General features: G+C 43.4%; 22 protein-coding genes. 18 read left to right on the top strand and 4 right to left on the bottom strand.

What is annotated here, in order from left to right; translation table 11 throughout:
- Positions 1–139 precede the first annotated feature (139 nt).
- From folD to sra, 3 genes are all read left to right on the top strand, one after another.
- Positions 140–1015 (top strand): bifunctional methylenetetrahydrofolate dehydrogenase/methenyltetrahydrofolate cyclohydrolase FolD, encoded by an 876-nt coding sequence (folD, locus tag ACE1SE_RS03855; RefSeq protein ID WP_074019344.1) that lies wholly within the window; start codon positions 140–142, stop codon positions 1013–1015.
- Positions 1015–1227, top strand: coding sequence for a ribosome-associated protein YbcJ (gene ybcJ, locus ACE1SE_RS03850; RefSeq protein WP_374052724.1), 213 nt, complete (start codon positions 1015–1017; stop codon positions 1225–1227). The genes folD and ybcJ overlap by 1 nt, the downstream gene beginning before the upstream one ends.
- Before the next feature lie 402 nt (positions 1228–1629).
- On the top strand, positions 1630–1866 hold the full coding sequence (gene sra / locus ACE1SE_RS03845) for a stationary-phase-induced ribosome-associated protein (RefSeq protein ID WP_374052723.1): 237 nt from the start codon (positions 1630–1632) through the stop codon (positions 1864–1866).
- Positions 1867–2002: 136 nt separating this feature from the next.
- Here sra and cysS read toward each other — a convergent pair whose 3' ends face one another.
- Positions 2003–3385, bottom strand: coding sequence for a cysteine--tRNA ligase (cysS, locus tag ACE1SE_RS03840; protein ID WP_374052722.1), 1383 nt, complete (start codon positions 3383–3385; stop codon positions 2003–2005).
- 273 nt (positions 3386–3658) lie between these two features.
- Here cysS and ppiB point away from each other — a divergent pair, with 273 nt between their 5' ends.
- From ppiB to ACE1SE_RS03805, 7 genes are all read left to right on the top strand, one after another.
- Positions 3659–4153: a peptidylprolyl isomerase B gene (gene ppiB, locus ACE1SE_RS03835; protein WP_074019340.1), complete on the top strand. Its 495-nt coding sequence runs from the start codon at positions 3659–3661 to the stop codon at positions 4151–4153.
- 17 nt (positions 4154–4170) lie between these two features.
- Entirely contained in the window at positions 4171–4893 is a 723-nt protein-coding gene (gene lpxH / locus ACE1SE_RS03830) for a UDP-2,3-diacylglucosamine diphosphatase (protein ID WP_374052721.1), read from the top strand.
- A gap of 178 nt (positions 4894–5071) precedes the next feature.
- Positions 5072–5596, top strand: a complete 525-nt coding sequence (gene purE, locus ACE1SE_RS03825; protein ID WP_374053587.1) for a 5-(carboxyamino)imidazole ribonucleotide mutase — start codon at positions 5072–5074, stop codon at positions 5594–5596.
- Positions 5593–6666: a 5-(carboxyamino)imidazole ribonucleotide synthase gene (gene purK, locus ACE1SE_RS03820; RefSeq protein WP_374052720.1), complete on the top strand. Its 1074-nt coding sequence runs from the start codon at positions 5593–5595 to the stop codon at positions 6664–6666. Before purE ends, purK begins: the two co-directional genes overlap by 4 nt.
- A 566-nt stretch (positions 6667–7232) precedes the next feature.
- Complete coding sequence (locus ACE1SE_RS03815) at positions 7233–7721, top strand: hypothetical protein (RefSeq protein WP_374052719.1); 489 nt, start codon at positions 7233–7235, stop codon at positions 7719–7721.
- Positions 7722–8323: 602 nt separating this feature from the next.
- Positions 8324–9601 (top strand): MFS transporter, encoded by a 1278-nt coding sequence (locus tag ACE1SE_RS03810; RefSeq protein ID WP_374052718.1) that lies wholly within the window; start codon positions 8324–8326, stop codon positions 9599–9601.
- 42 nt (positions 9602–9643) lie between these two features.
- Positions 9644–10699: an LLM class flavin-dependent oxidoreductase gene (locus tag ACE1SE_RS03805; protein WP_374052717.1), complete on the top strand. Its 1056-nt coding sequence runs from the start codon at positions 9644–9646 to the stop codon at positions 10697–10699.
- A gap of 69 nt (positions 10700–10768) precedes the next feature.
- Here the strand turns inward: ACE1SE_RS03805 and ybbP are convergent, their stop codons facing one another.
- Positions 10769–13201 carry a putative ABC transporter permease subunit YbbP gene (gene ybbP / locus ACE1SE_RS03800; RefSeq protein WP_374052716.1) on the bottom strand — a complete coding sequence of 811 codons (2433 nt, stop codon included), beginning with the start codon at positions 13199–13201 and terminating at the stop codon, positions 10769–10771.
- Entirely contained in the window at positions 13198–13884 is a 687-nt protein-coding gene (gene ybbA, locus ACE1SE_RS03795; protein ID WP_374052715.1) for a putative ABC transporter ATP-binding protein YbbA, read from the bottom strand. The genes ybbP and ybbA overlap by 4 nt, the downstream gene beginning before the upstream one ends.
- On the opposite strand from ybbA, the gene tesA reads away from it, so the two are divergent.
- The 5 genes from tesA to ACE1SE_RS03770 all read left to right on the top strand — a co-directional run bounded on the left by tesA (position 13855) and on the right by ACE1SE_RS03770 (position 17742).
- Positions 13855–14487, top strand: coding sequence for a multifunctional acyl-CoA thioesterase I/protease I/lysophospholipase L1 (gene tesA / locus ACE1SE_RS03790; RefSeq protein ID WP_374053586.1), 633 nt, complete (start codon positions 13855–13857; stop codon positions 14485–14487). The genes ybbA and tesA overlap by 30 nt on opposite strands.
- Positions 14488–14553: 66 nt before the next feature.
- Positions 14554–15333, top strand: coding sequence for an SDR family oxidoreductase (locus ACE1SE_RS03785; RefSeq protein WP_374052714.1), 780 nt, complete (start codon positions 14554–14556; stop codon positions 15331–15333).
- 71 nt (positions 15334–15404) lie between these two features.
- Positions 15405–16283, top strand: coding sequence for a co-chaperone YbbN (locus tag ACE1SE_RS03780; protein ID WP_374052713.1), 879 nt, complete (start codon positions 15405–15407; stop codon positions 16281–16283).
- A gap of 48 nt (positions 16284–16331) precedes the next feature.
- Positions 16332–17261: an SPFH domain-containing protein gene (locus ACE1SE_RS03775; RefSeq protein WP_374052712.1), complete on the top strand. Its 930-nt coding sequence runs from the start codon at positions 16332–16334 to the stop codon at positions 17259–17261.
- A 19-nt stretch (positions 17262–17280) separates the two neighbouring features.
- A complete protein-coding gene (locus ACE1SE_RS03770; protein ID WP_374052711.1) occupies positions 17281–17742 on the top strand; it encodes an NfeD family protein in 462 nt (153 codons plus the stop codon).
- On the opposite strand, the gene cueR is transcribed toward ACE1SE_RS03770, so the two are convergent.
- Complete coding sequence (cueR, locus tag ACE1SE_RS03765; RefSeq protein WP_374052710.1) at positions 17733–18137, bottom strand: Cu(I)-responsive transcriptional regulator; 405 nt, start codon at positions 18135–18137, stop codon at positions 17733–17735. The genes ACE1SE_RS03770 and cueR overlap by 10 nt on opposite strands.
- 79 nt (positions 18138–18216) lie before the next feature.
- Between cueR and copA the strand changes: the two genes are divergently transcribed.
- From copA to ybaK, 3 genes are all read left to right on the top strand, one after another.
- Positions 18217–20964: a copper-exporting P-type ATPase CopA gene (gene copA / locus ACE1SE_RS03760; protein WP_374052709.1), complete on the top strand. Its 2748-nt coding sequence runs from the start codon at positions 18217–18219 to the stop codon at positions 20962–20964.
- A 141-nt stretch (positions 20965–21105) separates the two neighbouring features.
- Entirely contained in the window at positions 21106–21918 is an 813-nt protein-coding gene (locus ACE1SE_RS03755; RefSeq protein WP_374052708.1) for a TraB/GumN family protein, read from the top strand.
- 75 nt (positions 21919–21993) lie between these two features.
- Positions 21994–22470 carry a Cys-tRNA(Pro)/Cys-tRNA(Cys) deacylase YbaK gene (gene ybaK / locus ACE1SE_RS03750; RefSeq protein WP_374052707.1) on the top strand — a complete coding sequence of 159 codons (477 nt, stop codon included), beginning with the start codon at positions 21994–21996 and terminating at the stop codon, positions 22468–22470.
- The last annotated feature ends 434 nt before the right edge of the window (positions 22471–22904 follow it).

Here is a 22904-nt window from a genome sequence, read left to right as displayed (position 1 = left end):
ATTATACGGGCATAATGGAATGAGTCAATGCCCTTTTCGCTCATATGTTCATTTTATGATTATTAATAAAACTGACAGGCGGTTCATGTTCTGACAAAATAGTCCCCATTCCTATACTTGATAGTGGAATCTTAAATACATGTCAGCAAAAATTATTGATGGGAAAACGATTGCGCAGACAATCAGAAACGAAGTTGCAGAAAAAGTCAGGCAGCGTGTTGCCGCCGGAAAACGAGCACCAGGTCTTGCCGTCGTTTTAGTGGGAGAAAACCCTGCTTCTCAAATTTATGTCGCCAGCAAACGCCGCGCCTGTGAAGAAGTCGGGTTTATGTCCCGTTCTTATGACCTACCTGATACTACCAGCGAAGCGGAATTACTCTCCCTGATAGATGATCTGAACGCCGATACGCAAATCGATGGTATTTTAGTTCAACTCCCTTTACCTGCCGGCATTGATAATGTCAAAGTACTGGAACGCATTCATCCCGATAAGGATGTGGATGGTTTTCACCCTTATAATATCGGTCGTCTGTGCCAACGTGCCCCGAAACTGCGCCCTTGTACTCCCCGTGGAATTGTAACCCTGCTTGAACGCTGCAATATCAATACGTATGGTCTAAATGCAGTTATTATCGGTGCTTCTAATATTGTTGGGCGCCCGATGAGCCTTGAATTGCTGTTGGCAGGCTGCACAACCACAGTAACGCATCGCTTTACCAAAAATTTACGTCAACATGTCGAACAAGCGGATTTACTGGTCGTTGCTGTTGGTAAACCAAACTTTATTCCTGGTGAGTGGATTAAACCGGGTGCAATTGTGATTGATGTTGGCATTAATCGACTGGAAAATGGCAAAGTCATCGGTGATGTGGATTTCGATAAAGCGTCAGAACGCGCCAGTTGGATCTCCCCTGTGCCTGGTGGTGTCGGACCGATGACCGTTGCAACATTGATTCAAAATACCTTGCAAGCTTGCGAGGAATATCATGATGTAGATACAACTGAAGGTTATTGATGGAAATTTTTTATTTAGATGGCCACCCTTATGTCGAGCTATGTGATTTGTTGAAATTTCAAGGATGGTGTGAGAGTGGTGCTGCGGCGAAAGCCGTGATTGCAGAAGGTTTGGTACAAGTTGATAGCCAACTCGAAACTCGTAAACGCTGCAAAATTACCGCCGGTAAAGTTGTTGCCTTTAATGGCGAATCTGTTCGCGTTGAAGAATAAATCAGCAGGTAAACATTACCACTAATATTTTTCAGAAAGACAGTACCTTGTGTATTAAGATACTGTCTTTTATTTTATAAATAAAATTTTATTATTTTTTATTACTGATTTATATAAACCAGAATAAGGCAATATATAAATATTAGACAATATAATGCCAATATTATTGGCAGTTATCCTTACCATCCTGATTTAGAACTTATTCTAATATCAAGATCGCCAAGCGTCCCATAATACGAGTAGATAAAAATAATCACCATAATATCATTTTTCTGGTTACAGATTTATCTGGTCTTATTCGCAAGATATGTGACATTGACGATATATTGGCAAACAATCATATCAATTTTCTAATAAGTCGCTATACTGAGAAGCTTATGTACAACTGAAACGGAGTTAATTATGTTAAGTAATCGAGCTGCAAGAAGGTTGTTAGGTTTGCCTTATAAATTAAGTAATTCTAAACGTAGAGTAAAAATTTCTCTTCTTAATCCAGCTTCTAGTGATAACACTCATCAAATACCAGAACATCTGAGTCATTCTTCTTTCGTTGCCATGAAACGGGATGTAGCTTCTGGAAAAATCACGTATCACGCTGGAAATGCTTTCTATCCTAAGCATTTAAGTAGTCATCAATAAATCTGCCGATTTTTATTCCGCTCATTTATACAACAAGCACTACAACTAAAAAATCTTGCTATGAAAGCGCAAAGACATTAAAAACTGAACCGCCCATCTAAAGGGCGGTTCTGGTGTTCAATAAATCAAAAATCGATTATTTACGACGCCATGTTGTTCCTTGTGGGCCATCTTCCAGCTCAATTCCCATATCGTTTAACTGATCACGCGCCGCATCAGCCAATGCCCACTCTTTGTTTTTACGAGCATCATTACGCTGTTTGATTAATGCTTCGATTCGGGCAACATCGTCGTCCACCTGTGCTCCACTTTGCAAAAAGTGTTCTGGCTCTTGTTCCAAAAGACCAAGAATACCGGCCAATTTGCGTAGTCTTGCAGCCAGGCCATTCGCTGCGGTCATGTCTTCTGTCTTCAGACGATTAAGCTCACGTGCCATATCAAATAAGGCTGAATACGCTTCCGGTGTGTTGAAATCATCGTTCATTGCTGCAACGAAACGGGATTCAAATGCTTCTCCACCAGCAGGTTGGGCAGATTTATCTGTACCACGCAGGGAAGTATACAGACGTTCAAGGGAAGTACGCGCCTGTTTCAGGTTCTCTTCTGTATAATTCAACTGGCTGCGATAGTGGCCGGATAATAAGAAATAACGCACGGTTTCAGCATCGTAATACGCCAGCACATCACGGATAGTAAAGAAGTTGTTCAATGACTTGGACATCTTCTCTTTATCCACCATGACCATGCCGGAATGCATCCAATAATTGACATAAGGACCATCATGGGCACAAGTTGATTGTGCAATCTCATTCTCATGGTGCGGGAACATCAAATCAGAACCGCCACCGTGGATATCAAAGTGGTGACCAAGCGTTTTTCCGTTCATAGCGGAACATTCAATATGCCAGCCCGGACGACCTGCTCCCCACGGAGATTCCCAACTCGGCTCACCCGGTTTGGACATTTTCCATAATACAAAATCCATCGGGTTACGTTTTACATCTGCCACTTCAACACGGGCGCCAGCCTGCAATTGTTCCAAATCCTGGCGGGAAAGCAGGCCATAATTAGGATTGGTGTCAATGGAGAACATGACGTCACCATTAGCAGCAACATAAGCGTGCCCGCGCTTAATCAGCTCTTCCGTGATTGCAATGATCTCTGGGATATGTTGCGTTGCACGAGGCTCTAAATCCGGACGCAGGATATTCAATGCATCAAAATCGCTGTGCATTTCGGCCAACATGCGTGCAGTCAAATCGTCACAACTTTCGTTATTTTCGATAGCACGTTTAATAATTTTGTCATCCACGTCAGTAACGTTACGGACATATGTCAGATCATATCCCAGATAACGCAGATAACGGGCAATCACATCAAATGCCACAAATGTTCTGCCATGACCAATATGACACAAGTCATAAATGGTAATGCCACACACGTACATGCCCACTTTTCCTTCGTGAATCGGCTTAAATTCTTCTTTTTGACGGCTGAGAGTGTTGAAAATTTTTAGCATCAGTGGGTTTCCGTAAAAATTAATGTACGTGTAATAAAATCAAATGAATTGACTGATTATAGGCTTCTTTATCAGCAAGATAAATAAACGAGAATATAGAGAAGCCAGACACGATATTTCACCTTGATATGCAATAGTTTGCAAGTGTCGTAAGCTCCCTTGTTCTGATACCGTTCCGGAGTACTGACTCAAAATCTGAGATATGATATAACAGCGGTTGTTCCGAATCCCCTAATTACAGGGCCAATCAAAACTATTATTAGGATTTTTATTATGGTGACTTTCCACACCAATTTTGGCGATATCGTAATCAAAACATTCGCTGATAAAGCACCTGTAACTGTTGAAAACTTCCTGAGTTACTGCTCGGAAGGTTTTTATGACAACACCATTTTTCACCGTGTTATCAATGGCTTCATGATTCAAGGCGGTGGCTTTGAACCAGGTATGAAGCAGAAAACAACTAAGGCTCCTGTCAAAAACGAAGCCAACAATGGCCTGAAAAACAGCCGTGGCACCATCGCTATGGCACGCACCAATGATCCGCATTCTGCAACTGCCCAGTTCTTCATTAACGTTGTCGATAACGATTTCCTGAACTTCCGTTCAGAGCGTCCAGATGGATGGGGTTACTGCGTATTTGCCGAAGTGGTTGAAGGCATGGACGTGGTTGATAAAATTAAGGGTGTTTCCACTGGCCGCAGCGGTATGCACCAAGATGTACCGCATGAAGATGTGATCATTGAACGTGTTACTGTTGGCGAATAATTTCTGTTAAACGCTATATGAGTACACTGTTTATTGCAGACTTGCATCTCAGTGAACAAGAGCCGGCAATTACTGCCGGTTTTCTGCGTTTTTTACGTGAAGATGCAATCCACGCTGAAAGTCTTTATATCCTCGGTGATTTTTTTGATTACTGGATTGGTGATGATGATCCTAACCCATTGCATACTAAAATCGCCAAAGCACTTAATGGATTGAAACAACAAGGTATTCCCTGTTATTTCATTCATGGCAATCGTGATTTCTTGCTCGGCTCCCGTTTTGCCAGAGAGAGCGGCTTGATTCTGCTGCCACAGGAAAAGGTACTGGAGTTGCATGGTAAACGTATTTTAATTTTGCATGGCGATACGCTATGCACTGATGATATCAATTATCAGCAGTATCGTAAGCGAGTGCATACTCCGTGGATACAACGGCTATTCCTGCTTCTCCCTTTATTTATCCGCTTGAAAATTGCAGCCAAAATGCGAGCGGGTAGCCAATATGCTAACAGCCAAAAATCCACATCGATCATGGATGTCAATCAAAAGGCTGTTATCGAGCATTTTAATAAATATCAGGCAGATTGGATAATTCACGGGCATACTCACCGCCCCGCAATACACGATATTCAGTTTGACGATAAAACCGTGCATCGCGGTGTATTAGGGGCATGGCATGAGCAAGGTTCTATGTTCAAAGTCACAGAAGCTGCTATTGAATTGATATCCTTTCCCTTCTAAACGCCTTTACTGATTTTGTAAAAATCAACAAATCAAACGACGCAAACGTTTTCCTTATGCAATTAGCGTGATATGATCCGCCGTCTGAAATTTCATCTTTGTTCTGTTAGATACCCAATACAGGAGCATCTGATTTATGACGTCCCGCTCTGATCCCACAATAGCTATTACTCCGACAATGTCTTTTCCAACAGAAATAGAACCCCAAAACCACGCCAAAATCGCCATTGTCATGGGTTCTAAAAGCGACTGGGCAACAATGCAACATGCAGCCGATATCCTGACCGATCTTGCTATTTCTTTTCATGTTGAAATTGTTTCGGCACACCGAACGCCAGATAAGCTTTTTCGTTTCGCAGAACAAGCCAAAGAAAACGGTTTTGATGTCATTATCGCTGGTGCAGGTGGAGCAGCACATTTACCGGGGATGCTGGCAGCCAAAACCTTAGTTCCTGTGTTTGGGGTACCTGTACAAAGCGCGGCGCTTAGTGGTGTTGATAGCCTGTATTCTATCGTCCAAATGCCAAAGGGTATCCCCGTTGGTACATTGGCTATCGGCAAGGCAGGGGCAGCAAATGCCGCATTGTTGGCGGCCCAAGTTCTGGCCTTGCATGACAACGTGCTGTTTCAACGTTTATCAGATTGGCGTAGCGCACAAACCCAGGCTGTTTTGGATAACCCAGATCCACGGGAGGATGCATGAAGCCCGTTTGTGTATTGGGAAATGGTCAGTTAGGCAGAATGCTGCGCCAAGCCGGTGAGCCATTGGGGATTGCTGTTTATCCTGTTGGGCTGGATGCCGAACCGGAAGCTGTGCCTTATCAAAACAGCATTATCACCGCAGAAATTGAACGTTGGCCCGAAACTGCATTAACCCGCGAATTGGCTCATCATAAGGCTTTTATCAATCGCGATATTTTCCCGCAACTGGCGGATCGCTTACCACAAAAGCAGCTAATGGATATATTGGGTTTGGCGACCGCACCGTGGAAACTGCTTTCCACGCCCGATCAATGGTCACAGGTATTTGCGGAATTAGGGGATTTTATCATTGTTAAACGACGGACAGGAGGCTATGACGGGCGTGGTCAATGGCGTATCCGGCCGGGTGATGAAACAACCCTTCCTCCTGAAATTTACGGTGAATGTATTGTAGAACAGGGTATTCCATTTTCGGGGGAAGTCTCGCTGGTTGGCGCCCGTAATGCCAACGGTGAATCTGTATTTTATACACTGACTCACAATTTGCATCAGGAAGGTATTTTACGTACCAGTGTTGCTTTACCTGATAATAGTGCCGATAAGCCATTTCAACAGCAAGCAGAGCAGATGTTGTCCACCATCATGAATCACCTGAACTATGTTGGTGTTATGGCGATGGAGTGTTTTATTGTTGGCGATCATTTGCTGATCAATGAACTGGCTCCACGGGTTCACAATAGCGGTCACTGGACACAAAACGGCGCTTCCATCAGCCAGTTTGAACTTCACCTGCGGGCGATCTTGAATCTCCCTATGCCACAACCAGAAATCTTTGCACCATCCGTCATGATCAACCTGATCGGCACGGGGGTAAATCCCGCATGGCTGAGTTTGCCGCTGGTTCGTTTACATTGGTATGAAAAAGAAGTTCGTCCGGTACGTAAGGTGGGGCACTTAAATGTGACTCATGCGGATAAGGAAGCTTTGAAAACGACATTGCAAACGTTAGCTTCACTATTACCAACAGAATATCAAAGCAGTCTCAAGTGGGCACAAGAGAAGTTAAGCTGATCGGTTATTTTAGGAAGTGGTGATGATTAAAATAAGCTACCACTTCCCATTTCAGTCCGGTTAGAGATTATCGCATTCTTGATAGTGTATTTTCTCTCTCCAAAAGAGAGTATAAGATCATAGCTATTCTTTCGAATCAATAGATTTGTTTTTGATTAAATAATGTTCATGACCTTACCCTGAGTTAAAAGTTTCTTGAATGCCGCATCAGTAAATCAATGGAAAGGAATAGGAAATATGAATCTCTCATCATTATGATAATTTATACATTTTTTATAATATACTTCTAATCTCATTTCTCTTTAAATAAAAGAGCATTCCTGACAAAAAATAAAAAAACTTTATCAAATAAAGAAAATATCATATCTCCCAATTAAAAAAACAAACTCAAACTTTACTTTCATTTATCCCTGCTATACTTAAAAGTATCGGAGATAAATATCCCCGTCGTTTTTCAAGTTGAATCGAAATGGTCTGCAATTAATTTTGAAATCCATAAGATATATAACCATTTTTAAACTTTCAGCTTTGCTGCCCATTTTATTATTAATATGGAGAAAAATGAAATGAAATCACTTAAAAAACACACAGCATATAGTTTATGTTTGATCACTATGTCTTTTGCAAACAACGCTTTTTCTTCTGCGTATTATAATATGCATTTCATAAACAATAGTAACACTGCCGAAGTGACTATCACACGTACATACTACGACTGCATGTATGATACTGGACCATCTCCCATTAAATTAAAACCTCAAAAAGATATCTCCTTTGATATAGAAGATAGTAATAGTGTATTTGGCGGTTGCTATGATCACACAAAAGATATTATCTGGTCTGTTGATTATTCTCAAGGTTCTAATACAATCCACTGCAGTGTAATATTTGACCATAGTAACGATGATATAGATAACGTCTGGCGAACCGTTTTTTTAAAAATATATCCAATATGTCAGCTTCCAATCAAGTTTACCTGTGACGGTAGTGAACAGGCATGTAAGGATGGGCTAGCCGCTAAGCATAAGCAACAGCTAGCCATGACAATTAACTGAGGAAATTTAGCCAATCGGAATTGTGTTGGAATATTGCAAAACATCTGATGCAAATGTGACAACCCATGATAATATTCCGCGGTGGTGAACCACTGTTGTATCCCTGCCACCGCGGTTGTTATGTAGCGGTCAAGAAATACCGGACACATTTTTAACCTCTTTTGCTAAAGATGAAATTATTTTAATCTCAATGTTTTTATCACGATTTATGTATTTTATTATAATTAAATAATTTTGGTGTACTCTTGCATAAGAAGATATGAAATAAAACCTTATAAAAATAAAAAACAGCGCTGCATTCTAAAAAGGCGGCAGTAACACCTATTATTATAAGTTTGTGCCAAATCTCAGTGCCAGCAAAATCACAGGGTATGATCTGTCCTATGGCTCATTAAAGGATGTGCTGTTTGCTCAATGGATAGCCAAAACCAAGACCGTAAAAAATATGACTATTTCCCCAGTATCAGCTTTGACAAGCAAAAGATACGTCTGGCTTTCGCACGAATCAATTTAGCTATGGTGTGTTTATTCGATACAGCTTTTTCTAATAAACACATAAAATAGAGCCGCTTTTAATCGTTTATATCCTTGATGGAGTCACAATGTCCATTCAACACGACAAATTTGGGCGTACTTATCAGTGGTTTTTGCTGATACTTTTAGGCATGGTCTATTTTTTATCCACAGCAACAACCTTTACATCATTGGGTGTTGTCCTGCCAAGTATGATTAATGAACTGGGCTGGAGTTGGACAAATGCAGGGTTAGGGTTCACACTGCTTGGCCTGACTTGCGGGCTATCCAGTTTTCTGCCAACAATATTTATCCGTAAAGTTGGCGTTCGTTTTACCCTGTCTATTGGCCTGCTGATTTTTCTGGCGGGTTTCTACAAACTTTATCACACATACGCTATTTCATCGTACTTTATTGGTACGGCTTTAATTGGTATCGGTTTTACTTTTCTAGCGACAGTACCAGGCACTTATGTGATTTCACGACTATATGAGAAACAGTCCCTTGCTTTTGGTTTCTACTTCACGATAGGTGGACTAGGTGGGGTAATTGGCCCGTGGATCTACTTTCTGGCAACCCGTATTTGGGGAACATGGCGAATGCATTGGATGATTTCCGCCATTATCCTCTCCATCTTCGTTATCCTGACGATTATCACTCTTCAGGAAGGTAAACGGGAAGTCGCCCACGCCAAAGCCGTAAACCAGAAACATAGCAACCAGAATACTCCCAGCATTTATCGCACCAAGCAACGTTGGACCGCACGTCAAGCACTACGGACATGGCAGTTCTATGTGATTGCTGCAACTTACACTGCATTTTTATGGTGTGGTATTACTGTCAACAGTTTTGCTGTTGCCCATATTATCGAAAATGGTTTCAGTGAAGCTATCGCCGCAGGGTTACTGAGCACAATGGCCTTTATCAATGCGTTTTCCAGATTGGCCGGCGGTGCAGTTGGGGAATGGGTAGATCCGAAAAAATTACTGATTATCAGCCTATTCATTATTATCCTTGGCTTGATTGCGTTGAGTACCGCCTCTTCATGGCCGTTCTTGATTGCGTTCACGTTGTGTGTCGGAATGGGATATGGCATGACTTTCCTTGCATCCAGCGTATTGCTGGCTAACTATTTTGGCCGCAAGCCTTATCTGGAACTGTTTTCTATCATGAACTTGATATCTACCCTGGCTTGTCTGGCGCCTTTTTTTGCCGGTGCTATCAAAGATTATTCAGGCAGTTTTACCTCTGCATTCCTGATTATTGCCATTCCCGTATTTGTTGTTCTTGTCGTAACATTAATGATGAAACCTCCTGCTCATAAAATAAGAAAAAACACGGTTGAAAATACCCAATTTACTGAATAAGGTAAAAATGAGCTGAAATAACGTACAACCAAGGAAATAGTGATGTCAAAGAAAGAGTTCGGAGTATTTCTGCCCATCGCCAAAGGTGGGTGGATCATCTCCAAAAACACACCACCACTGGATGCGTCTTATAAACAGAACCGAGAGGCTGCTATTTTGGCCGACCAGATTGGCCTTGATTTCATTATGTCCATGGGAAAATGGCGCGGGTTTGGTGGTGAAACAGATCATTGGGGTTGCTCGCTTGAATCCGTCACAATGATGGCGGGGATTGCCGAAGTTACCCACCGCGCAAAATTGATCGCAACTGTTCATGCCGGGCTGCATAATCCGGCGGTTACGGCCAAAATGATCGCCACATTGGACCATATTAGTCAGGGACGTGCAGGGCTGAATATTGTTTCCGGTTCATTCCGAGATGAATTTGAACAAATGGGGGAATGGGATGACAGTTTGGATCATGACCAGCGCTATGCCATGACAGAAGAGTGGACTCAGGTGATCAAACGACTTTGGCGTGAAAAACAAGTCAATCATGAAGGTACTTATTTTCATTTAAAACAGTGCGTTTCTGAACCAAAACCTCTTTCCCTTCCGCGACCTTATCTCGTTTGTGCCGGCCAATCCGAACAAGGGCTGCATTTCAGTGTGCGTCATACTGATGTTTGTTTTATCGGTGGCAAGGATGAAGCTGAAACTCGCAATATCAGTTTAACGGCCAAACGTATTGCTGCTGAATACAACACAGCAACTAAAACATTCTGCATGTGTACCGTCATTTGCGCTGAAACAGATGCTTACGCTGAAACTCTCGCCCAATTCTATCGTCAGGGGTTGGATGTAGAAGCTGTCAAAAATATGATGCGCAGTTTTGGCGTTAATACGGATGGAAAAAGCAATGCGATGGTAGAACGTTCCCAAAACGCCTTTATGACTCATACTGCCATCGGTACGCCAGATACCTGCTACAAGCAACTAACAGATTTAATACGTACTTGTGAGTTGGATGGCGTTATGTTGATTTTCCCCGATTATATAAAAGGATTAAAGATTTTTGGCGATTGGATACTACCCAAGTTAAGAGAAGAATTTGCCTGATAATATCTGGTCAAATAGATCGCTGATAAACCTCGCTTAAGCCAACGAGGTTTATCAAAGATGTAGAAATTACTCAGGCAAGCGCCGATATTGCCCTTGCTTCCGTAATAACCGGATTCCTAACCAGCCACCACATAGTGAAAGCAGTAAGCTACTGATGATAGGAAGCAGAAACCACATTTGCCATTGTGGCTGCCACGGAAAATCAAAGACCTGAGTCTGTAACAACCAAAGTGCGATTTCTGCACCAAATGCCGCTGCCAAACCAGCCATAAAACCAAGCAGAGCAAATTCACTCCATAATGTACGCCGCAAAAGCTTTTTGCTCGCCCCTAATGTGCGGTATACCACCAGTTCAAGTTGTCGCTGGCTCATTCCGACCTGAATTTGTGCCAATAACAGCAATCCGCCACAAATCATCACCAAAACGACCATAACTTCTAATGCCTTGCTAACTTGCTGCAAAATGCCTTGTGCTTGTTTGAGTATCGAACCAATATCCAACATGCTGATGGTTGGGAAATGGCGGTTAATTTCCGTTAGCAGCTTTCCATCCCCTTCATAATGAAAACTGGTTAACCACATTCTGGGCTGATTTTCCAACGTTTCTTTGGCGAAAATAAAAATGAAATTCGGATTTATGCTCTCCCAATCCACCTTGCGAATACTGCTTACTGTGGCATGAAACGTTCGGGTATCTCCGGTGAATGTGAGCCTGTCTCCCAAGTTAATTTTTAACCGTTCAGCGACACCTTGCTCCATGGAAACTTCGTTCGATTTTGGCGGCCATGTTCCCGCAATCAAGGTATTAAAAGGTGGCAGTTCTGCTTTCCATGTTAAGTTCAGTTCACGACGCACGGTAGTACTCTCAGGGTGTTTTTCATTCGCCCATTCCAGCGCAGATTGTCCGTTCACTTCTGTCAAGCGTGCCAATACCACTGGATAAAAATCGGTCGGCTTCACCTGATATTTAGCCAATAAGTCATTAACTTGAGCCGTTTGGGGTTGGGTCATGTTAATCAGGAAATAATTAGGGCTATCCGGTGGTAATTGCTGTTGCCACTGGTTCAATAAGTCTCCCCTTGCCATAATCAGCAGAGCCAACAACATGAATGACAGGGAAAACGCCGCCAATTGGGTCATAGTCTGAAAGGGACGGCACAGTAACCGGTTGACCGCCAGACGCAAACTTAACTGACGGAACGTCACGCGGCGTAGTAGCCATAATCCACCCCATCCCAATAGTGCCAAAAACAATGCGACAATCGGCACTCCGGCTAACAGTGACCATAACAACGGCTTAGTGCCTGCCAGTAATACTAATCCTCCGGTTATGATTAATGCCGCCACAGGCAAATAGTAACGCAATGGCCAAATGGATGCCGTTACATCACTTCTCAATACCCGTGAAGGCTGGGTAGCCATAAGTTGGCGATAAGGACGAACCCCCACCAACATGGCAATACCAAACAGAGCAGCTATCGCCCATACCCACGGCCACATTCCCGCAGGCGGTAACATTTTAGGCAGCATTCCTGCCAAAATTCGAATCAATGCAGATTCAAAAATCAATCCTAAAATGGAACCTACCGCTATGGCGGCAAGCAATATCACCAGCCATTGCCCAATGATCCATTGACGCAAGGCCCAGCGCCCTGCGCCTAATGTTTTCAGGATAGCAATCAGGTTATGTCGGCTGCGGCAGTAATGCGTCATGGAAACTGCCATTGCCGCTACAGCAAGTAGTAATGTTAACAAAGCTGACAGCAGTAAAAATTGCTGGGCACGCTCAATCGATTGCGCCATGACACTATTATCTTGTTTTAATGTCAGCCAGCGTTGATCCGCTTTTAATTGCGGCTCTACGAATTGCTGGAATGATTGGATGGCGGTAGGAGAACCCGCAAACATATAACGGTAAGTCAAACGGCTGCCGGGTTGAATCGCCCCGGTTGCCTGAGCATCATCAATATTGATTAAAATTCGGGGAGAAATCTGGAAGGGATTGAAACCGCTGTCAGGCTCTTGCAATAATTCCCCACGAATCTGCAACGTGGTATCTCCCACGTCAATACTATCTCCAACCTTGGCCCCCAATAATGTCAACAATCGTGATGCCACCAATACAGAACCTTTTTCTGGCTTTAACCCACGCGGATTGGTTTCCAGTTCGCCATACAAAGGATAACGCTCATCTGCGGCTTTCACCTGAGCCAGTTGTGGAATGTCTCCCGCATAAGTCATGGTCGAAAATGCAATTTGGCGACTTAATGTCAACCCCTGCTCTTGTGCCCTTTGTAACCAAGTTTCATCAACGGGGTATGAAGCCCTTAAGACAAGGTCACCCGCCAGAAAATCACGGCTTTGATAATGTACACTTTGATCGATGCGATCACTAATACGCCCTAATGCCAGCACACAGCTCACCGCTAAGGTCAGGGATAACCATACTATCAGAAGAGAGGGTGTACGCCACTCACGCCAAAACCAGCGCCAAATCATACTTCCTCCCGCAATTTGCCATCCACCAGACGTAAACGACGTTGGCACCGTGCTGCGAGTTGACTATCGTGCGTGACTAAAATCAACGTGGTGGCGTAATCATGATTCAGGGAAAACAACAAATCGGCGATGCGATCTCCTGTCTGGCGATCGAGGTTACCCGTTGGTTCATCAGCAAACAGGATTTTGGGACGAGTACAGAATGCCCGTGCCAAAGCCACCCGCTGTTGTTCTCCCCCCGAAAGTTGGGCTGGCATGTGTTTCAGGCGTTTTCCCAACCCTAACTGTTCGAGCAGTTCAATGGCTTGTTCACGGCTTTGGTTTTCCGATTCACTACGCAATAGTGCCGGAAGCTGGACATTCTCCAATGCATTCAAAGTGGGGATCAACATAAATGACTGAAAAACAAAACCTACATTTTCTGCCCTTAACTGCGCGCGCTGTTCTTCATTCATACGGCTAATATTCTGCCCCAACAGATGAACTTCTCCTCCACTGCCATCATCCAATCCGGCAATAATACCCAGAAGGGTTGATTTACCTGATCCTGATTCACCAATTAATGCAATTGTCTGTGCTGGCTCGACAACTAACTCAATACCTTGCAATATATTAATTACCTGTTCCCCTTGGCCTACATGTTTAGTGAGATGATGAACTTCAAGAATACTTTCTACAGCCATGTATTTTTCCTTTTATTGTTGGTGCTATGCAGTGCCAGAGCAACAGCAGCGAATACCCTGCTAATATTAGGTGATAGCCTCAGTGCCGGATATCGTTTGCCAGTTGAGCAATCATGGCCTGCACTGATGGCAAAACAGTGGCAACAAACCGGCAAAAAAACAGTCATTGTTAACGGCAGTATCAGTGGTAATACCGCAGCACAAGGGCTTGAACGTTTGCCTGAATTATTGAAACAGCACAATCCAAAATGGGTTTTGATAGAGCTTGGTGCGAATGATGGACTGCGTGGTTTCCCCATTCAAAACATAGAACAAGATTTGCAACAGGGCATTACTCTGATTAAACAAGCCGGCGCACAACCATTGTTAATGCAAATCCGAATTTCACCTAATTATGGAAAGCGATATACCGAATCCTTTGCCAAAATTTATCCTGAGCTTGCTGAACGCAACCAAATTCCTCTGCTGCCATTTTTCATGGAGCACGTTGCTATCAAACCAGAATGGATGCAAGATGACGGGTTGCACCCCAATCAAGCCGCACAACCCTTCATCGCTGATTGGATGTCCAACAAATTGTCGGTATATATCAACTCTCCTTAAGTAAGGATATTTCTTAATAGTAAATCATTTATTTCCATAAATTGATGCAAGTGAACAGGTAAAGTTATGCAAAAAGCCATTTTTATTACAGGATGTTCTAGCGGGATCGGATTAGTCGCGGCCAAAACCCTCCATCAACGTGGTTACCGCGTACTCACAGCTTGCCGCAAGCCCGCTGATTTGGCACATATGCATGAATTGGGGTTCGAACCCATCGAACTGGATTTAGATGATAAAGAAAGCGTAGAGCGTGCAGCCAGGAAAGTCATCGAATTAACCAACGGTTGTTTGTTCGGGCTATTCAATAACGGGGGATTTGGTGTCTACGGTCCATTGGAAAGCATCTCCCGCGAACAGATGGAAAAACAGTTTTCCACCAATTTCTTTGGCACCCACCAACTGACGTGCCTGCTACTGCCAGCTATACGCGCTTATGGCGCAGGACGGATTGTCCAAACCAGCTCTGTTATGGGATTGATCTCGACGCCAGGCCGTGGGGCGTATGCTGCCAGTAAATATGCGCTTGAAGCCTGGTCGGATGCCTTACGTGGAGAATTGGCAAGAACAGACATTAAAGTCAGCCTGATAGAGCCAGGTCCAATCCATACCCGTTTTACGAAGAATGTCAATCAAACACAGCAGGATCATCCGGTTGAGAATCCAGGCCTTGCTCGTCGTTTCACGCTGATGCCTGAGGATGTCGTTTCTAAACTCATTCATGCGCTGGAAAGCCCCAACCCGAAATTACGCTATTCTGTTACGTTATTGACTCATGTAGTAAAAATAATGCGCCGTCTGCTCCCTGAACGCTGGCTCGATAGAATCTTGCGCTGGCAAAGTAAATAGACATTGAAAAACGGACAAACAAGTCTTATTTATTCATGTAATCACCTTACAACGACTCAGAGAAAAATCCCATGGAACCAACCGTGAATACAAACAACAATACTGCCCATATCATTAATATTGATGAATCGAATATTGCCGAAGTTGTACAGCACTCTCTCAACCAGCTTGTCGTATTCTACTTCTGGTCTCCACAGGACCTACATTGCCATGAATTAGAAACCACGCTTGATAAAATAGCCCATGAATATGCAGGGCAATTTGCTTTGGCTAAGGTTAATTGTGACCAACTTTTCCATATCGCTGCACAATTTGGTGTACGTAGCTTACCTACCGTACTGTTTGTAAAAGAAGCTCGTCCTGTTCAGGGCTTTGAAGGTATCCAAACCGATGAAGCTATCAGAAAAATTTTTGCCACTCTCCTTCCTCAAATGGAAAAATCACTATTAGAGCAAGTGAACGCGCTACTTGCAGAAGGTAAGGTTCAGGAGGCATTACCTTTACTGAAAGAAATCCATCAAGAAAACCCGCAAGATACCGAGATTACCCTACTGCTAGCCCAAGTGAACCTTTCACTCAATCATCTTGAAGAGGCTCAAAAAATAGTGGATACCATTCCATTAGAAGCACAAGATGAACGCTATAATGAATTACTTGAATACCTTAAATCCCAGAAAGAGGCGGCTGATTCACCTGAGATTCGACAACTACAACAAGAGTTGGCAACTCAACCAGAAAATGCTGAATTAGCCGTACAACTGGCTTCGAAGTTACACACAGTTGGCCGTAATGAAGAAGCCCTGGAATTACTATTTAGTTTTCTGAAAAAGGATCTTTCTGCTGCCGAGGGTGCAGTGAAGAAAACGATGATGGATATTCTCTCTGCACTGGGCACTGGAGATGCTCTGGCATCTAAATACCGCCGTCATGTATACTCTTTACTCTATTAAGTAAAGAAAATTTATATATTCCATAATTAGCTAAGTAAGGGAATTGTTATGGATTTACTCTCTTTTGGTGCTGTACCGATTTTAATCGTTATTGCGATTGCTATCGTTTTTACCTGTGTCAAGACCGTTCCACAAGGTTATCAATGGACTGTTGAGCGCTTTGGCCGTTATACCCGTACATTAACACCAGGCCTGCACATTATCATGCCATTTATTGATCGTATCGGTCGTAAAATCAATATGATGGAGCAGGTTCTGGATATACCCTCGCAGGAAATCATTTCTCGCGATAATGCCAATGTCACCATTGATGCTGTCTGCTTTATTCAGGTTGTCGATCCCGTACGTGCCGCCTATGAAGTCAGCAATCTGGAACTGTCCATCATCAACCTGACCATGACCAACTTCCGTACCGTGTTAGGTTCAATGGAACTGGATGAAATGCTGTCCCAACGCGATTCCATCAACAGCCGATTACTGGCAATCGTCGATGAAGCCACTAACCCGTGGGGTGTCAAAATTACGCGTATTGAGATCCGCGATGTGCGTCCACCGAAAGAGTTGATCTCTGCGATGAACGCTCAGATGAAAGCCGAGCGTACCAAACGCGCAGATATTCTTGAGGCGGAAGGTATTCGTCAGGCAGCCATTTTGAAAGCGGAAGGGGAAAAACAGTCGCAAATTCTGAAAGCAGAAGGGGAGCGTCAATCAGCTTTCCTTCAGGCGGAAGCCCGTGAACGTGCCGCCGAAGCAGAAGCGCGTGCAACCAAAATGGTTTCTGACGCTATTGCTAATGGTGATATGCAGGCAATTAACTACTTTGTTGCCCAAAAATATACCGATGCCCTCACCAATATTGGTGCCTCAAATAACAGCAAAGTTATTATGATGCCGCTGGAAGCCAGCAATTTGATGGGCGCTATTGGTGGTATTGCTGAATTAATTACCGAAAGCAAGAAGAGCAAACAGGATAAATAGCCATACAGGATAACTTGTTATGATTGAACAGATCGCCGCTCAGCCAGCCTGGTTCTGGCTCTGTTTTGGTGGCCTGCTTCTGATTGCAGAATTGCTGGGAACGGGAGGATATCTGTTGTGGACAGGAAGTGCGGCCGTCGTTGTTGCCCTGATCACATGGATTTTTCCTACTATGGGCTGGGAATTGCAAGGCACTCTGTTTGCTGTCTTGACCTTGCTTTCTGTTATTGCATGGCGTAGCTGGCTGCGCCATCGCCCACGTCAGGCTAGTGATAAAACGCTCAATCAGAAAAACCACCAGTTAATTGGAATGCGTGCCCGTTTAATCACGGATACCGAAAACGGTTTTGGCCGGGTCAAACTGGCTGATGGCAGTTGGCGCGTTCATTGTGACCGAGAACTTCCAGCCAATACCGAAATTGAAGTCATCGCCGTTGACGGAATCACATTAAAGGTGAGACCTATTCCCCATCAACCGTGATACTTACAGCAGCCAGATAAATGCTCAATGATGGGACAATCAGCCCCATCATCTCCCGGGCATTCAGCCACCAATCCCTGTAATTTTTCCTTTATCTTTTGCAATTCCAACATCGTTTTTTCTATTTCCGCCACTTTTTGCACGGTTGCCATTTTTACATCGGCACTGTGACGGTGAGGATTGCGAAATAATCGCAGCAATTCACGACACTCCTCCAACGTAAATCCGACCTCTTTCGCCTGACGCAAAAGCATCAGTTCATCAATGTGTCTTTTTTGGTAATGACGATAGCCATTATCTCCCCGCTCTGGTGCGGTAATGAGATCTTTTTCTTCATAAAACCGGAGCGCTTTGCTGGTTAAACCGGTCTTACGGGCAATTTCACTGATATTCATTATTTCCCCTTGACCTTCCCCTTGCAGGAAGGTTTAGCCTTAATGATAAGTATATCACTCTGTATCAGGAGATATTGTTATGTCCACAACCACCATTCTCGCACTTCAGGGCCTAACTTGTATGCATTGTGTCGGCAGGGTTAAAAAAGCGCTGGAGAAAATACCCGGCGTTGAATTGGCAGATGTGAGTCTCAATTATGCCAAAATTATCAGTAACATTTCATCTGATGAATTGATTGCCGCTATTGTTGCTGAAGATTATCAAGCCACTGTTGCCATCCAGCCCGATGTTATATTGCACCTGTCAGGTTTAAGCTGCATGAAATGTGCGGATAAGACACAAAAGGCATTGGAAACAGTGGAAGGTGTTATCGCCACAGAAGTTGATACTCAAACAGCAAAAATCTATGGTACAGCAGAAGACAATGTTTTAATTCATGCTGTTGAACAAGCCGGATATCACGCTGAATTAGCAACGGAAGCCGATTACCCAAAAACTGAGCCGCTGGCAATACATGTTCCACAGACTCCGGAGTCTTTGGCAGCGGTAATATCTTCGACTCCGGTAGAAACAATTTCTGTTGAACACAACAACAAAAATGATGCAAATGATAATGACAGTATTCAGCTCCTGCTGGATGGCATGAGCTGTGCAAGCTGTGTCAGCAAGGTACAAAAAGCCCTGCAATCCGTTGATGGCGTGGAACATGCCAGAGTCAATCTCGCGGAAAGAAGCGCATTGATCACAGGCCACGCATTACCAAATGCCTTAGTTGAAGCTGTGATCAAGGCGGGTTATGGCGCTGAGGTTATTCAGGATGAAACAGAGCGCCGTGAACGCCAACAACAAGTAGCACAAGCTAATATGCGCCGCTTTCGCTGGCAATCAGCCCTTGCGTTAGTGGTTGGAGTGCCTGTCATGATGTGGGGAATGATAGGCGACAATATGCTACTTACACCGGCAAACCACGCCATTTGGTTAACTATTGGTTTGATAACACTGGGTGTCATGGTATTTGCAGGTGGGCATTTTTATCGCAATGCGTGGCAAAGCCTAAAAAATGGCAGTGCAACAATGGATACCCTTGTCGCTCTAGGTACTGGCGTAGCGTGGCTCTATTCAATGAGCGTCAATTTATGGCCAGACATTTTTCCACCCCAAGCCCGCCATCTTTATTATGAAGCCAGTGCCATGATCATTGGTTTAATCAATCTCGGCCATGCCTTGGAACAACGTGCCCGCCAACGCTCTTCCAAGGCCCTTGAGCGGTTATTGGATCTCACCCCACCAACAGCGCAGGTGGTTACCACTGAAGGCGAAAAAACAGTGCCACTGGTCGATGTTATGCCCAATATGGTATTGCGCCTGACAACAGGAGATCGTGTTCCGGTTGATGGTGAAATTATTCAAGGTACAGTTTGGCTGGATGAAGCCATGCTGACAGGTGAACCCATTCCTCAGCAAAAAACAACTGGCGATATCGTCCATGCCGGCACTGTAGTTCAGGATGGTACGGTCTTATTTAAAGCTAATGCGGTTGGCAGCCAAACAACTCTGGCTCGCATTATCAAATTAGTTCGTCAGGCACAAAGCAGTAAACCTGAAATCGGCCAATTGGCGGATAAAATATCCTCAATATTCGTACCGATTGTTGTTGCTATCGCCCTGATTGCTGGCATGATTTGGTATTTTGTTGGCCCTACTCCACAAATTATGTACGCACTGGTCATCATAACAACAGTCTTGATTATCGCCTGTCCTTGCGCGCTTGGGCTGGCAACCCCTATGTCCATTATCTCAGGAGTAGGACGGGCAGCCGAATTAGGTGTATTAGTGCGTGATGCTGATGCCCTGCAACATGCCAGCCAACTGGATACTATTGTCTTTGACAAAACAGGCACCTTAACTGAAGGTATGCCGCAAGTGACAGAGATCCACACCTTTAATGGTTTCACCGAAGAGCAAGTATTGCTATGGGCCGGTGCATTGGAAAATGGCTCAAATCACCCTCTGGCAAAAGCTATTTTACTGAAGGTTGAGGGACAAAAATTACCCGAAGTACAAGCATTCCGTACCTTGGCGGGATTGGGTGTTAAAGGGGAAGTCGGCGATATTATTCTGTTATTGGGTAACCAAAAATTACTTGAGCAGCATCAGATTGAAACCGCAGAATTAAAACCGCTCGTTGCGGCACAGGCAGAAAAAGGCATTACCCCTGTTATTCTGTCAGCCAATGGGAAAATCGCTGCCCTGTTTTCCATTCGTGATCCCTTGCGCCAGGATACCGTTTCTGCCCTGCAACGCTTACATCATCAAGGCTATCGTTTGGTTATGCTGACAGGAGACAATCCGACCACGGCGAATACTATCGCCCAGGAAGCGGGTATTGATCAAGTTATTGCCGGTGTTTTACCTGATGGTAAAGCAGCGGCCATTCAGACACTTCAATCAGAAGGCCGAAAAGTGGCAATGGTCGGTGATGGCATAAATGATGCTCCTGCATTGGCACAAGCGGATGTTGGCATTGCAATGGGAGGCGGCAGTGATATCGCCATAGAAACCGCAACAATTATCCTTATGCGCCATAGCCTGCATGGGGTTGCTGATGCAGTGGAATTATCCCGCGGTACATTACGCAATATGAAGCAAAACCTATTTGGTGCATTTGTCTACAATACCTTGGGTATTCCAATTGCAGCCGGCATTTTATACCCTTTCACAGGCACTTTATTAAACCCTGTCGTTGCAGGTGCAGCCATGGCATTGTCCTCTATTACTGTTGTCAGTAATGCTAATCGCTTATTGCGTTTCAAGCCTAAGTCCTGACCTAAACATCCAGGAAATTTTATTTCCCCATGAAAAGCTAAACATATTCCGTTTAGCTTTTCATCCCGCACTTTTCCCTCTTTCTTGTTGGCTATGAACAGGTTAGCATACTGTCCCATGCCAGCTATTGGAGTATGCAATATGGGAAAATTAATGACATATTTCAGTAAAATATTGGGATTTAATTCCCAACGGTATTACCCTTATCCTGCTTTTGACATCAATCTAAATAAAAACACACAATTACATATTGTTGGCAGCATTCATATGGGTACTAAAAACATGTACCCACTTTCTGAAGTATTGTTGGAACAATTGGAGCAAGCGGATGCGCTGATTGTCGAAGCAGATATCACTCAGGTCAATTCCCCTTTCAAGGAAACGTTTCCTGAACAGCCCGAACTATCACAACGTTTATCTCCCGAACATTTTGCCTGTCTACAACACTATTGCCGAGAAATTCAACATCCTGTCACGTTGCTAGATCCGTTACCATCGTGGCAGGTTGCATTGATATTACAGGCTGCTCAAGCCCAATATTTAGGGTTACAACCTCAATATGGTATCGATTGCCAGTTACTGAATAGTGCAAAAGCTATCAATAAACCCATTATTGAGTTGGAAGGAACTGATGCGCAAGTTAGCCTTCTCACCAATTTGCCAAACAGTGGGATCTCACTATTGGAAGATACCATTACTCATTGGCATACCAATGCCCGTGCTTTACAGACTATGATTAGCTGGTGGATGAATTACAAACCTGAGAAACAAAATCAGGTAATACCAATGACATTCTGCGCAGAGATTTATCAAACCCTAATGTCTGAACGCAACCATCAATGGAGTGAGCAATTACATCGCTTATCGGCAGGAAAATATTTGGTTGCAGTAGGCGCTTTACACCTTCACGGCAAGAATAACTTACGGCAGATGCTAGCAAAAATACAAGCATAGCAACGTCACCTGTTTCATACTGAAAGCTAATCATTACGGATAAGCAGTTATAAATTGATCGTTATAGGAAAAAATATGACTCCCGCTATTGTCTTGCTGGAAAAACAAAAAATTAATTTCAAACTTCATTCTTATGACCACGATGTCAACGAACATAATTTTGGTGATGAAGTGGTGAAAAAACTCGGTTTAGATCCTAATCAGGTTTTTAAGACATTGTTGGTTTCATTGAATAGTGATCCTAAAAATCTTGTTGTCGCTGTTACTCCCGTCTCTGGGCAGCTCGATTTGAAAAAAGTGGCTAAAGTTTTCAAAGCCAAAAAAGCAGATATGGCCGATCCTCAACTGGCACAAAAAGTAACGGGTTATTTAGTGGGTGGTATTAGCCCGCTGGGACAGAAAAAACGTCTACCTACCGCGATTGACAGTCAGGCACAAACCTTACCAACCCTATTTATTTCTGGCGGTAAACGTGGTTTAGATATTGAATTGTCTCCCACAGATTTATGCCAATTACTTAACTGTTCATTTGCTGATATTGCTAAAATTTGAAAATTAATTGCAATTCCCATTGAATTTTTTCGAGCTGGCTCTGTTTTCTTTAAAACAGGGCCTTGCGATAAACAATAATGCCGATATACTTTCCTCACGGCGCAAAAATCACTGATTACTATTTCAATTAACTTAGTTTATTTAAATAGAAGAGGAATAAAATGATCACCTCGTCATTTTTTCAAAAAATTGTTATCACTGCCCCTAAAGCAATTAAAATGCTTAGAAAGGTAATAGAAAACAATCAAAAGATGATTTTTACAAAATAGACTTTGCAGAACAGAAAAATATTTACTCTCATTTTTCTGTCCAGAAAATCGCGATGTAGAATACTTTTTCTTTCAAAATCAATTATATTTTAATAATCCGATGTAGCCAGAGTTTATCTTATTTTAGATGAAAATGGTTTAGTTCTTGCTTATTTTTCATTAAAT

Origin of the sequence: Xenorhabdus taiwanensis, from assembly GCF_036512875.1 — a bacterium.
GTDB lineage: Bacteria > Pseudomonadota > Gammaproteobacteria > Enterobacterales > Enterobacteriaceae > Xenorhabdus > Xenorhabdus taiwanensis.
The sequence above is the reverse complement of the archived record's forward strand: the minus strand, read 5'-3'. Positions and strand labels throughout refer to the sequence as shown.

Coding starts and splice junctions, on each gene's coding strand:
- folD (WP_074019344.1), top strand. CDS start 140: ATGTCAGCAAAAATTATTGATGGGAAAACGATTGCGCAGACAATCAGA.
- ybcJ (WP_374052724.1), top strand. CDS start 1,015: ATGGAAATTTTTTATTTAGATGGCCACCCTTATGTCGAGCTATGTGAT.
- sra (WP_374052723.1), top strand. CDS start 1,630: ATGTTAAGTAATCGAGCTGCAAGAAGGTTGTTAGGTTTGCCTTATAAA.
- cysS (WP_374052722.1), bottom strand. CDS start 3,385: ATGCTAAAAATTTTCAACACTCTCAGCCGTCAAAAAGAAGAATTTAAG.
- ppiB (WP_074019340.1), top strand. CDS start 3,659: ATGGTGACTTTCCACACCAATTTTGGCGATATCGTAATCAAAACATTC.
- lpxH (WP_374052721.1), top strand. CDS start 4,171: ATGAGTACACTGTTTATTGCAGACTTGCATCTCAGTGAACAAGAGCCG.
- purE (WP_374053587.1), top strand. CDS start 5,072: ATGTCTTTTCCAACAGAAATAGAACCCCAAAACCACGCCAAAATCGCC.
- purK (WP_374052720.1), top strand. CDS start 5,593: ATGAAGCCCGTTTGTGTATTGGGAAATGGTCAGTTAGGCAGAATGCTG.
- ACE1SE_RS03815 (WP_374052719.1), top strand. CDS start 7,233: ATGAAATCACTTAAAAAACACACAGCATATAGTTTATGTTTGATCACT.
- ACE1SE_RS03810 (WP_374052718.1), top strand. CDS start 8,324: ATGTCCATTCAACACGACAAATTTGGGCGTACTTATCAGTGGTTTTTG.
- ACE1SE_RS03805 (WP_374052717.1), top strand. CDS start 9,644: ATGTCAAAGAAAGAGTTCGGAGTATTTCTGCCCATCGCCAAAGGTGGG.
- ybbP (WP_374052716.1), bottom strand. CDS start 13,201: ATGATTTGGCGCTGGTTTTGGCGTGAGTGGCGTACACCCTCTCTTCTG.
- tesA (WP_374053586.1), top strand. CDS start 13,855: ATGAACTTCAAGAATACTTTCTACAGCCATGTATTTTTCCTTTTATTG.
- ybbA (WP_374052715.1), bottom strand. CDS start 13,884: ATGGCTGTAGAAAGTATTCTTGAAGTTCATCATCTCACTAAACATGTA.
- ACE1SE_RS03785 (WP_374052714.1), top strand. CDS start 14,554: ATGCAAAAAGCCATTTTTATTACAGGATGTTCTAGCGGGATCGGATTA.
- ACE1SE_RS03780 (WP_374052713.1), top strand. CDS start 15,405: ATGGAACCAACCGTGAATACAAACAACAATACTGCCCATATCATTAAT.
- ACE1SE_RS03775 (WP_374052712.1), top strand. CDS start 16,332: ATGGATTTACTCTCTTTTGGTGCTGTACCGATTTTAATCGTTATTGCG.
- ACE1SE_RS03770 (WP_374052711.1), top strand. CDS start 17,281: ATGATTGAACAGATCGCCGCTCAGCCAGCCTGGTTCTGGCTCTGTTTT.
- cueR (WP_374052710.1), bottom strand. CDS start 18,137: ATGAATATCAGTGAAATTGCCCGTAAGACCGGTTTAACCAGCAAAGCG.
- copA (WP_374052709.1), top strand. CDS start 18,217: ATGTCCACAACCACCATTCTCGCACTTCAGGGCCTAACTTGTATGCAT.
- ACE1SE_RS03755 (WP_374052708.1), top strand. CDS start 21,106: ATGGGAAAATTAATGACATATTTCAGTAAAATATTGGGATTTAATTCC.
- ybaK (WP_374052707.1), top strand. CDS start 21,994: ATGACTCCCGCTATTGTCTTGCTGGAAAAACAAAAAATTAATTTCAAA.